This window comes from Pantoea sp. BRR-3P (genome assembly GCF_039621635.1).
Classification (GTDB): domain Bacteria; phylum Pseudomonadota; class Gammaproteobacteria; order Enterobacterales; family Enterobacteriaceae; genus Pantoea; species Pantoea floridensis.
Genome location: NZ_CP155066.1, coordinates 910394 through 924870, shown reverse-complemented (window position 1 = coordinate 924870; position 14477 = coordinate 910394). Strand labels below are relative to the sequence as shown.

Here is a 14477-nt window from a genome sequence, read left to right as displayed (position 1 = left end):
GATTACTGATCCTCACTTTGCACATCGCTACCGTGCGATGTGTCGCTGCTGTCTGCGGCTTTGCGCGATGACAACTGGCGTTCAATATCCGTTAAACGCTCGAGTTTGCGTTGGGTATCCACCAGCGACTGACGCATTTTGGTTTGCTGCTGGCGCAGGTTATCCATTTCAGCATCGTTGCTCTGCTGCAGGGCAGCGTAACGTCCACGCGCTTCACTCAGCTGCAGCTGGGCCGCTTGATTACTGCGCCACAGCTGCAGCAACGGCCGAACTGACGCCGGATAAAAGGTGCCGTAACTATCTAAGGTATCGACATAAGTGCGGCGCTCAACCGGCGTCACGTTGCCGTTCGACAGTAAGATGCCTTGCTTAAAGGCGCGCGCCCATCCCTGTACCGGCCAGCGACGCGCTTCGGCGCGCGCTTCAGCAGGTGATAAGCGCTCTGCACAATCAATGGCGCGCTGCCAGTAAAGCGGGTTACTTACAGCGGCTGGCGTTTCGATTTGCCACAGGTTTTGGCAATCGGTCGCCAGATAATCGGGCAGACGCACGTCCGGCTCAGGCAAGCTGGCGCCATTATGCTGCGCAGGATCGCGTGAGGGGGCCTGGCAGGCGCTAAGGCCCAACGCCAGCAATGCACAGCTCACAAATTTGCATAGGGTTAATTTCATTAATCAGGCATTCCCGGCGCTGGTCGTCAAAATTATACGAAAACAGACATCCGCATCCTTGCGCGTTACCAACTGCAAATCACCTTGCATCCTGCGCAGGCAATCTTTGGCAATGCTTAAACCTAGCCCACTGCCTTTAACCGGCCCTTTACGCTGTTGGCTGCCCTGATAAAAGGGCTCGAAAATCATCGCCTGCTCTTCAGCCGGAATTGGTGTGCCGGTGTTTGCCACCTCAATCCACACCTGGTTGCCTTTCTGCTGGCTCTGCAGCCAGATGTTACCGGATTCGCTGCCGTAGTTCACGGCGTTCGAATAGAGGTTATCAATGACGCGCTGCAGCAGCGTGGCTTCCGCCAGGCAGTGATGAACTTGCAAATCTACGTGCGTTGTCAGTGCTCGCGCGTTAGCCGGCAGTGAATGTACTTTCAGTACCGCAGCGATGATGTCATTTAACGCAACCGGTTCCAGCGTCAGGGGGCCATCGGCCAGCTTGCGGTTGTAATCCAGCAATTGTTCAATCAGCCGCTGTAAATGACGGCTGCTGGTATCGAGTATCGCCACCACTTCCTGCTGCTCGGCATTCAGCGGTCCAGCGACCTGATCGGCCAGGAGTTCTGTCCCTTCGCGCAGGCTGGCGAGCGGCGTTTTCAGTTCATGGGAGAGATGGCGCAAAAATTCATGGCGCTGCGCTTCGAGCCAGCTCAGACGCTCACTCAACCAGACAATGCGTTGTCCCAGCGAGCGAATCTCGCGCGGGCCACGAAAACTGCCGCTATCACCCAGCGATCTGCCCTCGCCCAGACGATTAATCATGCGTTCAACACGTTTTACTGGGCCAATGATCATGCCGGTAAACAGCAAAACCAGCACCAGGCTAATCAGGAAGAGAATCAGTGCCTGCCAGCCAAAGAACTGACCGCGATCGGCAATTTCACGCTGCAGCTGGAGGCCGCGCGAAAACACCACTTCACGCGTCGCCTGAACCATTTGCGTGTTGGCGTCGGAAAATCGTTCCAGCGCACTACCAGCCTGAGCTTCGGGATTCCCGTTATCGCATTGCATCTGCTGCAGCTGCGGCAAAGTGGTTTGCAGCACTTTAAAAGAGGGAAGATCGGGCAAACTGGCGGCGTGGCTGCTCAGCATCTGGCCGTAGCGCGTCCACTGTGTTTGATATAGCTTCGCCAGTGACACATCACCTAATACGCAATATTGGCGATAGCTACGCTCCAGCTCAAGGGCGGTACGCGCCATTGCCTCGCTACGACGAACGTCGGTGAAGGTATTGCGGTTGGTATCCGCCGCCTGATTGCTCAGCGCCGAGAGGCTTTCCCACGCTTGCCATGCCAGCACCAGCAATGGCAGTAGTACCAGCAGAAAGGCCATCAACACCAACTGCCGCAGGGATCGGGGGAACAAACGCCATTTCTTCACAACCGCGCTTCCTTAAATGTGAGCTGCAGGCATGCTAGCGAAGTATCAAAACGGAAGAAAGGCCGGATATGAAAACGGCAGGCCTTTTGGCCTGCCGTGAGAGCGACGCCGCAGCATCGCTTGCAAAATAGGTGGAGCCTAACTCAACGTTGCGCCCGATGTTTGATAACGTTGCAAAGCAAGCGATTATCGGTGAGGTGGACGACAGGCTCCGTTTGGTGCGTCATTCAGTTTTTATGAGCTCAACCGCTGAAGCGGGGCAATCATAAACAGGAGAATGAGCCACGATGTGAGTATAGCAAGTAACGTGCCAGAAAATAAATAGTGTTGATTATCAGAGGAGTGCCAACAAGGCAGCGAGAATTGTCGGTAAAGCGGACCGATTGGTCAGATACAAGTGTCGCCAATTAGCAACGCGTTAAGAGCCCTCATTTTTCAACATTATAAATCAATGGGTTAAATGTCACCTTTTGACGACACTGACATGGCGGGATTGTCGCCTTTTTCCGACAGCTTGCATACTTGTGCGGTTTTTAGCCAGGTCGCCATTAATGGCGACCATACAAAAAAATAAAGGCCGCGGTTAGGCGGCCTTGTAAGGTGCGCATTGATGCGCACCAGCAAAACAACTCAAGATTAACGCTTAGCCCAACTGCTTACGCGCATTGCGGAAGATACGCATCCACGGACTGTCTTCGCCCCACTCTGCCGGGTGCCATGAGTTGCTCACGGTGCGGAACACGCGCTCAGGATGCGGCATCATAATGGTCACACGACCGCTTTCGTTGGTGACTGCGGTGATGCCGTTTGGAGAGCCATTCGGGTTCGCCGGATAGCGCTCCGTCACTTTGCCAAAGTTATCGACGAAGCGCAGCGCCACCAGACCTTTGCTCTCCAGCTGTGCCAGATGCGCACCGTCACGCACTTCGACAAAACCTTCGCCGTGTGATACGGCGATGGGCATGTGCGATCCTACCATGCCGTCCAGCAGCAGCGATGGGCTCGCCGCCACTTCGACCAGGCTAAAACGCGCTTCAAAGCGCTCGGACTGGTTACGCACAAAGCGTGGCCACAGTTCGCTGCCTGGAATCAGTTCACGCAGGTTCGACATCATCTGGCAGCCGTTACACACGCCGAGTGCCAGCGTTTGTGGACGATGGAAGAAGTTCTCAAACTCATCACGTACGCGGCCGTTGAACAGGATGGATTTGGCCCAACCCTCACCCGCACCCAGTACGTCACCGTAAGAGAAACCACCGCACGCAACCAGCGCCTGGAACTCTTCCAGGCCGCGACGACCGGCCAACAGATCGCTCATGTGCACGTCAACCGCAGTAAAGCCAGCGCGATGGAAAGCCGCCGCCATCTCCACGTGGGAGTTGACGCCCTGCTCACGCAGCACCGCCACACGCGGACGCGCGCCGGTGGCGATCATCGGTGCCGCAACGTCCTCTTCTGGCTTAAAGGTTAGATGCACGTTCAGACCTGGGTCCTTGTCATCTTTCTTCGCTTCATGCTCCTGATCGGCACAGGCTGGGTTATCACGCAGACGCTGCATCTGCCAGGTGGTTTCTGCCCACCAGGTACGCAGCGTGGTGCGGCTTTCGCTGTACACCGCACTGTCGCCAGAACGGATCACGAAGCGGTCGCCCGGCAGCGCTTTACCCATCACGTGCACGTTAGCGCTCAGGCCGTGGTCAGCGAACACCTGCTCCACTGCAGCGCGATCCGCGGCGTTGATTTGCAGTACCGCGCCCAGCTCTTCGGTGAACAGCGCTGCCAAAGCATCGCTGCCCAACGCGGCGATATCAACGTCGATACCGCAGTGTCCGGTGAAGGCCATTTCTGCCAGCGTCACCAGCAGGCCGCCGTCGGAACGATCGTGGTAGGCCAGCAGTTTCTGCTCGGCCACCAGCGCCTGAATAGCATTGAAGAAGCCAGCCAGCTGAGTGGCATCACGCACATCGGCTGGCTTGTCGCCAAGTTGGCGATAAACCTGCGACAGCGCGGTTGCGCCCAAGGTATTAGCGCCGTTACCCAGATCCACCAGCAGCAGCAGATTGTCTTGATCGGCCTGCAGCTGCGGCGTGACGGTGCGACGCACATCTTCAACGCGCGCAAACGCGGTGATCACTAATGACAACGGCGAGGTCATTTCACGCTGCTCGGTGCCTTGCTGCCAGCGGGTTTTCATCGACATCGAATCTTTGCCTACTGGGATAGTGATACCCAGCGCCGGACACAGCTCTTCGCCAACCGCTTTCACTGCGGCATATAAACCCGCATCTTCTCCCGGGTGGCCGGCTGCGGCCATCCAGTTCGCAGACAGCTTGACGCGTTGCAGTGAACCAATTGAGGTGGCTGCGATGTTGGTCAGCGCTTCGCCTACCGCCAGGCGACCGGAAGCCGCGAAGTCGAGCAGCGCGACCGGTGCACGTTCACCAAGGGAGAATGCTTCACCATGATAGCTATCGAGGCTGGCGGTGGTGACGGCGCAGTTGGCAACGGGGATCTGCCATGGACCCACCATCTGATCGCGCGCGACCATGCCGGTTACGCTGCGATCGCCGATGGTGATCAGGAAGGTTTTTTCCGCCACGGTTGGCAAATGCAGCACACGATGCACCGCATCAGCAATCGTAATACCTTCACGCTGCAGCGCATCGCCTTTGGCTTGCTGGCTGGCAACATCGCGCGTCATCTTCGGCGTTTTGCCCAGCAGCACGTCGAGCGGCATGTCGATTGGCTTATTGTCGAAATGGCTGTCGGCGAGGTTCAGATGCAGCTCTTCAGTCGCTTCACCAATCACCGCATACGGCGCGCGCTCACGCTGGCACAGCTCATCGAACAGCGCCAGCTTCTCTGGCGCCACCGCCAGCACGTAACGTTCCTGCGACTCGTTGCACCACACTTCCAGCGGGCTCATGCCTGGCTCATCGCTCAGGATGTCGCGCAGGTTGAAGTTACCGCCGCGGTTACCATCGCTGACCAGTTCAGGCATGGCATTCGAGAGACCGCCAGCGCCGACGTCGTGGATAAACAGAATCGGGTTGGCTTCACCCAGCTGCCAGCAACGGTCAATGACTTCCTGGCAGCGACGTTCCATTTCCGGGTTGTCGCGCTGTACCGAAGCAAAATCAAGATCGGCATCTGACTGGCCTGAAGCCATAGAAGAAGCCGCACCGCCGCCCAAACCGATGTTCATGGCCGGACCGCCCAGCACGATCAGCTTGGCGCCCACCACAATCTCGCCCTTCTGTACGTGATCGGCACGGATGTTACCGATGCCGCCCGCCAGCATGATTGGCTTGTGGTAGCCGCGCAGTTCCACGCCATTGTGGCTGTTAACGCGCTCTTCATAGGTACGGAAGTAGCCGTTGAGGGCCGGACGACCAAACTCGTTATTGAATGCTGCGCCGCCCAGCGGGCCTTCGGTCATGATATCCAGCGCAGTGACAATGCGATCCGGCTTGCCGAAATCCTCTTCCCACGGCTGTTCGAAGCCTGGAATGCGCAGGTTCGAAACCGAAAAACCGACCAGTCCGGCTTTTGGTTTCGCGCCACGGCCGGTTGCGCCTTCATCGCGGATTTCGCCACCGGAACCGGTCGCGGCACCCGGCCATGGCGAAATGGCGGTTGGATGATTGTGGGTTTCGACTTTCATCAGGATGTGCGCTTCTTCCTGATGGAATTGATATTCGCCCTGCTGCGCATCCGCGTAGAAGCGACCAACCTCAGAACCTTCCATCACCGCGGCATTGTCTTTATAGGCCGACAGCACGTGCTCAGGGTTATGTTCAAAGGTGTTTTTGATCATTTTAAACAGCGATTTCGGCTGCTTTTCGCCATCAATAATCCAGTCGGCGTTGAAGATCTTGTGACGGCAGTGTTCGGAGTTTGCCTGCGCAAACATGTAGAGCTCAATGTCGTTAGGATTACGCCCCAGCTTAGTAAAGGCATCAAGCAGGTAATCGATCTCATCATCGGCCAGCGCCAGGCCCAGCGTGGTATTGGCCTGTTCAAGCGCGCGGCGGCCTGCGCCCAGCACGTCGATGCTTTTCAGCGGCTGCGGCTGATGATGGGCAAACAGCTGCTGCGCATCGCTGAGGTCAGCGAATACGGTTTCCATCATGCGGTCATGCAGCAGGCTGGCAAGCTGCTGCCACTGCGCTTCCGTCAGCTCGGGGGCCTGCACATAGAAAGCCATACCGCGCTCAAGGCGTAACACTTGGGGCAGATCGCAGTTGTGTGCGATGTCGGTGGCTTTCGATGACCACGGCGAGATGGTGCCGGGACGCGGCGTAACCAGCAACAGACGCCCTTGTGGCGCATGTTCGGCGAGAGAAGGACCGTATTTCAGCAGGCGTTGCAGGCGGGCGTGTTCGTCCGCGCTGAGCGGTGCGCTGACATCGGCAAAATGGACGTACTCGGCGTAAATATCACTCACTGGAAGGTGAGCGTCCTGAAAGCGGGTCAGCAGTTTGTTTACACGAAATGCCGACAGAGCGGGCGAACCACGCAGAATTTCCATCATTAAAGATCTCTCGTCTTTGAAGTGCCGGGCGACGCTTCATTGGGCGCAACAGGGGAAAACGGGCGGTATTATAGAGAAACAGCACGGGATACGAAACCGTTTGCGCATAAATTCTGGCACCTGGCGTTTGGCTGAATTTTGCACAATTCTTGCTATAAAAGTTGCCCTGCCTCTTTTTGTTGCGCAAAATGCCCCTCGCTCTGGGAGTTAAAACAACATAAATACTGCCTTTTAAAAGACAGAGGCCTGTGAGCCATTACGAGACAACTATTTGAAACGCCTAAAAATAAACTATCTGTTTATCGGTCTGATCACCGTGCTGCTTGCGCTAGCACTGTGGCCCTCCATCCCGTGGTACGGGGGAGGAAAAGACGCGCTATCACAGATCAAATCACGCGGAGTACTGCGCATCAGCACGGTGAACTCTCCGCTGACTTACTACACCATTAACAATGCACCAGCCGGAATGGATTATGAGCTGGCGAAGCGCTTCGCCGATTATCTTGGCGTGAAACTGGAAGTTGAGGTGCGTCCTAACCTTGGCGATCTGTTTGACGATTTGGATGATGGTAAAGCGGATTTGCTTGCCGCCGGTTTGATCTATAACAGCGAACGCCTTGCGCACTATCAAAGTGGCCCGAGCTACTATTCGGTGTCGCAGCAGCTGGTGTACCGCATTGATAAGCCTCGCCCGAAAAATCTCGGCGATCTTAAAGGCCGCCTGATTGTGCAGTCCGGTTCGGCATATCTGTCAACTTTACGTTCCGCCAAAGCTGACAGCTATCCCGATCTCGACTGGGCGATCTCCACCGATCAAGGGCAGAAAGCGCTGCTTGAAGCCGTCGCCGACGGTAAGCTGGATTATACCGTGGGTGATTCGGTCACCATTGGCTTGCTGCAACGCATTCATCCGCAGCTGGCGGTGGCATTTGATGTGACGGATGAAGAGCCGGTGACATGGTATTTGCCGCGTAACGATGATGACAGTCTGAATGCGGCCATGCTCGACTTCTATAGCCAAATGGGTGAAGAAGGCGCGATGGCGCGGCTGGAAGAGAAGTATCTTGGTCACGTCGGCACTTTCGATTACGTTGATACGCGTACTTTTCTGCGCGCCATTGATAATACGCTGCCCGATATCAAACCGCTGTTTGAGAAATATTCCGCCACCATGGATTGGCGCTTGTTAGCGGCGATCTCTTATCAGGAGTCGCACTGGAATCCGCAGGCCACCTCGCCCACCGGCGTGCGCGGCATGATGATGTTGACGCGCAATACTGCGGACAGCCTTGACGTGAACGATCGGCTCGATCCCGAGCAGAGTATTCGCGGCGGCAGTGAATATCTCAAGCGCATGATGGAAAAGGTGCCGGAGACGATACCTGAAGATGAGCGCATTTGGTTCGCGCTGGCGGCCTACAACATGGGCTACGCGCACATGCTGGACGTGCGTAAGCTGACGGCGAAACAGGGCGGCAACCCGGATAGCTGGGCAGATGTGAAGCTGCGCTTGCCAATGCTGAGCCAGAAACGTTACTACACGCAAACCACTTACGGTTACGCACGCGGCCACGAAGCTTATAACTACGTGGAAAATATTCGTAAGTATCAGATCAGTTTGGTGGGATATTTGCAGGAGCAAGAGAAGCGCATCGCGCAACAGTCGGCGCTGGAAGCGGAATTAGGCGCCGGTTACCCGGCAGTCGAACCGAAAATTGCGATGAATTAACCGCTGCGCTGCGCCTGTCGCAGCGCTTTCTTTTGCTCGCGACGCATGCGGAAGAAGTCACTCAGCATCCCGGCACACTCGTCTGCCAACACACCGCAATCAATCTGGATTTGATGATTCATGCCGGGATGACCAATAACGTCCAGTAAAGAACCCGCCGCACCGGTTTTCTCATCTTTGGCGCCAAATACTAACCGCGTGATGCGACTGTGCACCATCGCACCGGCGCACATCACGCAAGGCTCCAGCGTCACATACAGCGTCGTATCCAGTAAACGATAGTTTTCCAGCACTTTGCCGCCCTGACGCAGCGCCATGATCTCCGCATGCGCGGTAGGATCGTGCTGACCAATCGGACGATTCCAGCCCTCTCCAATCACGTTATCGCCCTGCACCAGCACCGCACCCACTGGAACCTCGCCCTGCTCCCACGCACGACGCGCCAACTCCAGCGCATAACGCATCCAATATTCATCTGTTTGTGGGTTCACCGGGCAACTCCTGCGGGCATCAAAGGCGGCGCATTATAGCGATGCTACTGCCGGAATCGAAGCGTTATTCCAGCTGTTGCAGCTCGCCGCGCGGCGTAACGCGCCAGCGATGCTGACAAAAGAACAGCAGCGGGTTGTCCTGCTTGCTGTCGCTGTAGCCACTATACAGCTGAAGAGGCGTGCCAATTTTCTCCTCCAGCTGCGCCACCTTTTCGTGCCCCAGGCAACGCATGGCCAACAAACGTCCACCGCGGCCCGGTTTCATCTGGCTGGCGATAAGTTGCACGCGCGGCAGGAACGCTGAATCAAAATAAACTTTTTCTACCAGCGACTGCGGAGAACCGGTAATCAGCCAGACATCGGCATCATTGCTGCTGAGATAATCGGTAAGTCGCTGTTGCACCACCGGAAAGGCGGTCACGCGTTCGCGGAACCAGTCAGCAAATTCGGCTTCACGCTGACGCAGGCGTGTTTCACTGTGGCCAAAAGTAATCGCCCATAGCAGTAAACTCATCGGCCAGCGCGCCGCGCGACCTTTGATCAGCATGCCGAGCCCAATCACCGGTAACAACGGCACCACCAACAGCACATTGATCGGCTGACGTCGCAGCAGGTAGCGCATAAAGGTGCCAAACATATCTTGCTGATGCAGCGTGCCGTCCAGATCGAAGAACACCACGCGTCGTTGCGTACCTTTTGTCAAACAACACTCCTTTTCTATCCTTCGCGGTTTCTGCACTACAGTGTAGCCAGCTTCAGCGTTCGGGGCGAAAACTGCTATTTTTAATTCCAATGACTACAATGCCAGCTGAATAGTTTATTCTCTTTGCCCGCGCGTTGTTATCTGGCCGAAGCCTGCCAGCACCATGAGTGCAAAGCGCTCCGCGCTATCTGGAAAGCTGAATTAAGGATCTAACCATGAGTTCATTGCTGCGAATTCGCCAACTTTATCCTCGACTGGCGCTAAATGAGCGTCGATTGGCGGATTTTTTGCTGTCGCAGCCGGATCGGGCACGGCATCTGAGTTCGCAAAAGCTGGCGGAAGAAGCCGGCGTTAGCCAGTCCAGCGTGGTGAAATTTGCGCAAAAGCTGGGCTATAAAGGATTTCCGGCGCTGAAGTTGGCGCTGAGCGAATCGATGGCCGACCGCGATGCGATTACGGTACACAATCATATTCTTAGCGACGATCCGCTTAAAGTGGTGGGTGAGAAACTGCTCACCGAGAAGATCTCCGCGATCCGCGCCACGCTGGATATCAACAGCGAAGAGAAGCTGATGCAAACGTTGCAGCTGTTGAAAAATGCCAATCGTATTTTACTGGTGGGTATTGGCGCATCTGGGTTGGTGGCAAAAGATTTCTCGTGGAAGCTGATGAAAATCGGCATCAATGCGGTGGCTGAACAGGATATGCATGCGCTACTGGCCAGCGTGCAGGCAATGGCACCCGGCGATGTGTTATTGGCAATTTCCTATACCGGCGAACGGCGTGAAATCAATTTGGCAGCGCAGGAAGCGGCACAGGTAGGCGCCGATGTGCTGGCCTTCACCGGCTTCACGCCAAATGCGTTACAGCAGTGTGCAACCATTTGTCTGTATACCGTGGCCGAAGAGCAAAGTACGCGTAGCGCGGCGATATCATCCACCAGCGCACAACTGGCGCTGACCGATCTGCTGTTTATGGCGCTAGTACAAAACGATCCCGAACGCGCGTCCAGCCATATTCGTCACAGCGAAGCGTTGGTGAAAAAGCTGGTGTAACAATTTTAAAGGCCGCTCAACGGCCTTTTGATTATGCGGCACATTGAAATTTCAGGACTTGCTATATGTTTTTATTACGTTGAAATGTGCATCAGTTTTAAATTCGAGGCGATATTTACCACCATTTAACACATAAATTAACTCGTAACTCTCATGCTCTTTAAGGACAAATGGAATGCAAGTATTTAGTCGTTTCGTTTCAACGTCATCTTTAACGACTAATGGTTTAGCATAATTATTTTCAGAAGAACTCAACATGTAATACTCCAATTGATCTTCAGGAACAGTTTTTATGCAAAGCTGATTTCGTCCTATAAAGGCATCACCTTTTAGATGATAGCTCAGCCTATCGCCAACGCATCCACTGAGTAAAAAAAGCATCGGTAAAAAAAGGCGTTTATTCATTATGGGAAGCACCTTAAAATTGATCTATATTTTTCCGTCACGTCATTAACAGGCTTATTACGCTCATGGCTTTTATATTTATTCATCCTATGATACGTAAGATAATCAAGCGTTGTTAACAACCAATAATCTGTAACAATTGAAGCCTGCTGTTCCATTGGGTAAAAAGACAAGATGCATTTAATAAGTGCATATTTATAATCTACCTACCAGGAGACCTCCACCCAAATTAACACTTTGTAATATTGCCTCAGATGAAACCATACTCTGACCTTGGCATTACTGTTTTATTTCAACATTGATTGATTTAAAGCAGTAAACCAGCGATCAAAAGTCACACCTTTTGTGATAAAGTGCGCGGCTACTTTCAATACTTCGACAGCAGCCATGGCTTTACTCATCACCACAAAATGCATCAACTGCGATATGTGCGAACCTGAATGCCCAAATCAGGCAATCAGCTTAGGCGACGCGATCTATGAGATTGATGTTGACCGCTGCACCGAATGCGTGGGCCATTATGATGTGCCGACCTGCCAAAGCGTCTGCCCGATTGATAACACCATTATTGCGGATCCACAGCACCCGGAAAGTCGTGAGATGCTGTGGGAGAAGTTTGTGGTGTTGCACCCTTAGTTCTCGATAATTACCGTCGCGCAAGCGTAATGGCGTTCATCCGCTAACGTCACATGCACGTGCTGTACGCCGAGCTGGCTGGCAATCACTTTAGCCTGTTCAAAGAAACGTAACCCCGGCTTGCCCAGCGCGTCGTTGTACACTTCAAACTGATTGAACGCCAGGCCACCGCGAATGCCGGTACCGAACGCTTTCGCGGCCGCTTCTTTTACCGCAAAACGCTTGGCAAGAAAACGCACCGGCTGCTGGTGCGCCTGATATTGCTGCCACTCGGCTTCGCTCAATACGCGGCGCGCCAGGCGATCGCCGGAACGCTCAATCACGCCCGCGATACGCTCGATCTCTACGATGTCGCTGCCAAGTCCGAGAATCGCCATTAGCGACGCGCTTCCCGCATCAGTTGTTTCATCTCAGTAACCGCATCCGCCAAACCGCTAAACAGCGCGCGACCAATGATTGCGTGACCGATATTCAGCTCATGCATCTCAGGCAGTTCAGCAATCGGCTGTACGTTATGGTAGGTCAAACCGTGGCCGGCATTCACTTTTAGGCCAAGGCTGGCCGCGAAGGTAGCGGCTTTTCGGATACGCGACAGCTCAGCCTGGCGCTCGAGTCCTTCTGGCGCTTCGGCGTACGCGCCGGTGTGAATTTCAATATAGGGCGCGCCACTGGCAACGGCGGCTTCAATCTGGCGATGATCGGCATCGATAAACAGCGACACCAAAATCCCCGCTTCACTTAGCAAACGCACCGCCGCATTGATTTTATCCTGCTGGCCAGCCACATCCAGCCCACCTTCGGTGGTGACTTCCTGACGCTTTTCCGGCACCAGACAAACGAAGTGTGGTTTGATTTCGCAGGCAATGTCGATCATCTCGTCCGTGACCGCCATCTCCAGATTCATGCGCGTCTGAATGGTATCACGCAGAATGCGCACGTCGCGGTCGGTAATGTGGCGACGATCTTCACGCAGATGCACGGTAATGCCGTCGGCACCGGCCTGCTCGGCAACAAACGCGGCCTGTACCGGATCGGGATAGTTTGTGCCACGCGCATTGCGCACGGTAGCAATGTGGTCAATGTTGACGCCTAACAGCAACTCAGCCATGACAATCCTTAAATGTGTTCAGTGTGTTTGCAGTGTACCGTGCTGAATATATCAGGCGGTAGAACCAGCGCTAGTCGTTTGCCACATCGGGTTTCTTTTTTGGCACAAACTGGCGAAACAGCTCCTGACTCTTCAGCGGCTTACCACCAAGATAGGGCTTCAGTGCCATGCGCGTAAAGCGTTTAGCAGCGCGCAGGCTATCAGCATCCGGAAAATCACGTTCCCATATTGCCCGCAGCTGACGGCCGGTAAAGCTACGCTGGTTCACCACCAAACTGGCAATAAACCCTTTCTCTTCACGATAGCTGTAGGTCATCTCATCGGCGATCTCTTCGCCGCTGCCGGCGCAGTGCAGGAAATCCACGCCGTAACCAAGATGTCCCAGTAGCGCCAGCTCAAAGCGGCGTAGCGCCGGTTCAGGCGAGCCGTTGCCTGCCGCCAGCGTTTGGATGCAATGCAGATAATCGAAGAACATGTCAGAGAAGGGAATTTGCTGCTCCAGCACGCGTGAAAGCAGTTCATTAACGTACAGCCCGCAGTAGAGCGTGATGCCGCTCAGCGGTAATGCCAGTGAAACGGCTTCGGCGTTGCGCAGCGTTTTGACGTCGCCGCGGCCGCCCCAGCGCACCAGCAGTGGCGTGAAGGGTTGCAGCGCGCCTTTTAATTGAGAGCGGCGCGAACGGGCGCCTTTGGCAAGGACGCGGACGCGCCCTTCGCTTTCGCTGAACAGATCGAGGAGCAGGCTGGTTTCGCTGTAAGGGCGACTATGCAGCACAAAGGCGCGTTGCCAGCCTTCCATTGATTAACCTTCGTCAGAGTAACCTAAGCTGCGCAGCGCACGTTCATCGTCCGCCCAGCCAGATTTCACTTTAACCCACAGTTCAAGATGCACTTTCGCCTCAAACATCTCTTCCATGTCTTTACGCGATTCAATGCCGATGGTTTTGATCTTGGCGCCTTTATTGCCGATCACCATCTTCTTCTGGCCTTCGCGCTCAACGAGGATCAGGCCATTGATGTCATAGCCGCCGCGATCGTTAGAGACGAACTGCTCAATTTCTACGGTGACGGAATAAGGCAGCTCAGCGCCAAGGAAGCGCATCAATTTTTCACGGATGATCTCAGATGCCATAAAACGCTGCGATCGGTCGGTGACGTAATCTTCCGGGAAATGATGCTCAGATTTTGGCAGGCATTTGCGCGCAATCGCTGCAATAGCGTCAACGTTTTTGCCGCTTTCCGCAGAGATTGGTACGATTTCAAGGAAGTTCATCTGCTGGCTGAGGAACTGCAGATGGGGCAATAGAATGCTCTTATCCTGAATGTTATCGACTTTATTGATCGCCAATACCACAGGAACTTTGTTATCACGCAGCTTGTTAAGCACCATCTCGTCGTCTGGCGTCCAGCGCGTGCCTTCAACCACAAAGATCACCAGCTCAACATCTCCGATGGAGCTGCTGGCTGCACGGTTCATCAAGCGGTTGATCGCCCGCTTCTCTTCCATGTGCAGCCCTGGCGTATCCACGTAGATCGCCTGATAAGCGCCTTCGGTGTGGATGCCCATAATGCGGTGACGCGTGGTTTGCGGCTTGCGTGAAGTGATCGACACCTTCTGCCCCAGCAACTGGTTCAGCAAAGTGGATTTACCGACGTTTGGTCGGCCTACAATCGCGACAAAGCCGCTATATGTTTCGAGTTCGCTCATTCGAGT

General features: G+C 54.6%; 13 protein-coding genes. 3 read left to right on the top strand and 10 right to left on the bottom strand.

Annotation, left to right across the window (positions count from 1 at the left end):
• Nucleotides 1-2: 2 nt before the first annotated feature.
• From qseG to purL, 3 genes are all read right to left on the bottom strand, one after another.
• Nucleotides 3-671 (bottom strand): two-component system QseEF-associated lipoprotein QseG, encoded by a 669-nt coding sequence (qseG, locus tag AAGR08_RS04225; protein WP_345828713.1) that lies wholly within the window; start codon nt 669-671, stop codon nt 3-5.
• 3 nt (nt 672-674) lie between these two features.
• On the bottom strand, nt 675-2102 hold the full coding sequence (locus AAGR08_RS04220; RefSeq protein ID WP_345828711.1) for a HAMP domain-containing sensor histidine kinase: 1428 nt from the start codon (nt 2100-2102) through the stop codon (nt 675-677).
• A gap of 643 nt (nt 2103-2745) precedes the next feature.
• Nucleotides 2746-6636 carry a phosphoribosylformylglycinamidine synthase gene (purL, locus tag AAGR08_RS04215; protein ID WP_345828709.1) on the bottom strand — a complete coding sequence of 1297 codons (3891 nt, stop codon included), beginning with the start codon at nt 6634-6636 and terminating at the stop codon, nt 2746-2748.
• 271 nt (nt 6637-6907) lie between these two features.
• Between purL and mltF the strand changes: the two genes are divergently transcribed.
• Nucleotides 6908-8365, top strand: coding sequence for a membrane-bound lytic murein transglycosylase MltF (mltF, locus tag AAGR08_RS04210; RefSeq protein WP_097096406.1), 1458 nt, complete (start codon nt 6908-6910; stop codon nt 8363-8365).
• On the opposite strand, the gene tadA is transcribed toward mltF, so the two are convergent.
• Both tadA and yfhb read right to left on the bottom strand, forming a co-directional pair.
• Nucleotides 8362-8856, bottom strand: coding sequence for a tRNA adenosine(34) deaminase TadA (gene tadA, locus AAGR08_RS04205; RefSeq protein WP_097096405.1), 495 nt, complete (start codon nt 8854-8856; stop codon nt 8362-8364). The genes mltF and tadA overlap by 4 nt on opposite strands.
• A gap of 64 nt (nt 8857-8920) precedes the next feature.
• Nucleotides 8921-9559, bottom strand: a complete 639-nt coding sequence (yfhb, locus tag AAGR08_RS04200) for a phosphatidylglycerophosphatase C (protein WP_097096404.1) — start codon at nt 9557-9559, stop codon at nt 8921-8923.
• A 215-nt stretch (nt 9560-9774) separates the two neighbouring features.
• On the opposite strand from yfhb, the gene AAGR08_RS04195 reads away from it, so the two are divergent.
• Nucleotides 9775-10614 carry a MurR/RpiR family transcriptional regulator gene (locus AAGR08_RS04195; protein ID WP_097096403.1) on the top strand — a complete coding sequence of 280 codons (840 nt, stop codon included), beginning with the start codon at nt 9775-9777 and terminating at the stop codon, nt 10612-10614.
• 51 nt (nt 10615-10665) lie between these two features.
• Here AAGR08_RS04195 and AAGR08_RS04190 read toward each other — a convergent pair whose 3' ends face one another.
• Nucleotides 10666-11019, bottom strand: coding sequence for a putative T6SS immunity periplasmic lipoprotein (locus AAGR08_RS04190; protein ID WP_345828706.1), 354 nt, complete (start codon nt 11017-11019; stop codon nt 10666-10668).
• 387 nt (nt 11020-11406) lie between these two features.
• Between AAGR08_RS04190 and AAGR08_RS04185 the strand changes: the two genes are divergently transcribed.
• Entirely contained in the window at nt 11407-11655 is a 249-nt protein-coding gene (locus AAGR08_RS04185) for a YfhL family 4Fe-4S dicluster ferredoxin (protein ID WP_345828705.1), read from the top strand.
• On the opposite strand, the gene acpS is transcribed toward AAGR08_RS04185, so the two are convergent.
• From acpS to era, 4 genes are all read right to left on the bottom strand, one after another.
• Nucleotides 11652-12032 (bottom strand): holo-ACP synthase, encoded by a 381-nt coding sequence (acpS, locus tag AAGR08_RS04180; protein ID WP_007886180.1) that lies wholly within the window; start codon nt 12030-12032, stop codon nt 11652-11654. The genes AAGR08_RS04185 and acpS overlap by 4 nt on opposite strands.
• Complete coding sequence (gene pdxJ / locus AAGR08_RS04175) at nt 12032-12763, bottom strand: pyridoxine 5'-phosphate synthase (RefSeq protein WP_097096401.1); 732 nt, start codon at nt 12761-12763, stop codon at nt 12032-12034. The genes acpS and pdxJ overlap by 1 nt, the downstream gene beginning before the upstream one ends.
• Nucleotides 12764-12833: 70 nt before the next feature.
• A complete protein-coding gene (gene recO / locus AAGR08_RS04170; protein WP_097096400.1) occupies nt 12834-13562 on the bottom strand; it encodes a DNA repair protein RecO in 729 nt (242 codons plus the stop codon).
• 3 nt (nt 13563-13565) lie between these two features.
• A complete protein-coding gene (gene era / locus AAGR08_RS04165; RefSeq protein ID WP_008101512.1) occupies nt 13566-14471 on the bottom strand; it encodes a GTPase Era in 906 nt (301 codons plus the stop codon).
• Nucleotides 14472-14477 lie beyond the last annotated feature (6 nt).

What these genes read in the sequence shown, in the direction of transcription:
- AAGR08_RS04185 (WP_345828705.1), top strand. Translation starts at nt 11,407, where the DNA reads ATGGCTTTACTCATCACCACAAAATGCATCAACTGCGATATGTGCGAA.
- acpS (WP_007886180.1), bottom strand. Translation starts at nt 12,032, where the DNA reads ATGGCGATTCTCGGACTTGGCAGCGACATCGTAGAGATCGAGCGTATC.
- AAGR08_RS04190 (WP_345828706.1), bottom strand. Translation starts at nt 11,019, where the DNA reads ATGAATAAACGCCTTTTTTTACCGATGCTTTTTTTACTCAGTGGATGC.
- era (WP_008101512.1), bottom strand. Translation starts at nt 14,471, where the DNA reads ATGAGCGAACTCGAAACATATAGCGGCTTTGTCGCGATTGTAGGCCGA.
- AAGR08_RS04195 (WP_097096403.1), top strand. Translation starts at nt 9,775, where the DNA reads ATGAGTTCATTGCTGCGAATTCGCCAACTTTATCCTCGACTGGCGCTA.
- recO (WP_097096400.1), bottom strand. Translation starts at nt 13,562, where the DNA reads ATGGAAGGCTGGCAACGCGCCTTTGTGCTGCATAGTCGCCCTTACAGC.
- pdxJ (WP_097096401.1), bottom strand. Translation starts at nt 12,763, where the DNA reads ATGGCTGAGTTGCTGTTAGGCGTCAACATTGACCACATTGCTACCGTG.
- qseG (WP_345828713.1), bottom strand. Translation starts at nt 671, where the DNA reads ATGAAATTAACCCTATGCAAATTTGTGAGCTGTGCATTGCTGGCGTTG.
- purL (WP_345828709.1), bottom strand. Translation starts at nt 6,636, where the DNA reads ATGATGGAAATTCTGCGTGGTTCGCCCGCTCTGTCGGCATTTCGTGTA.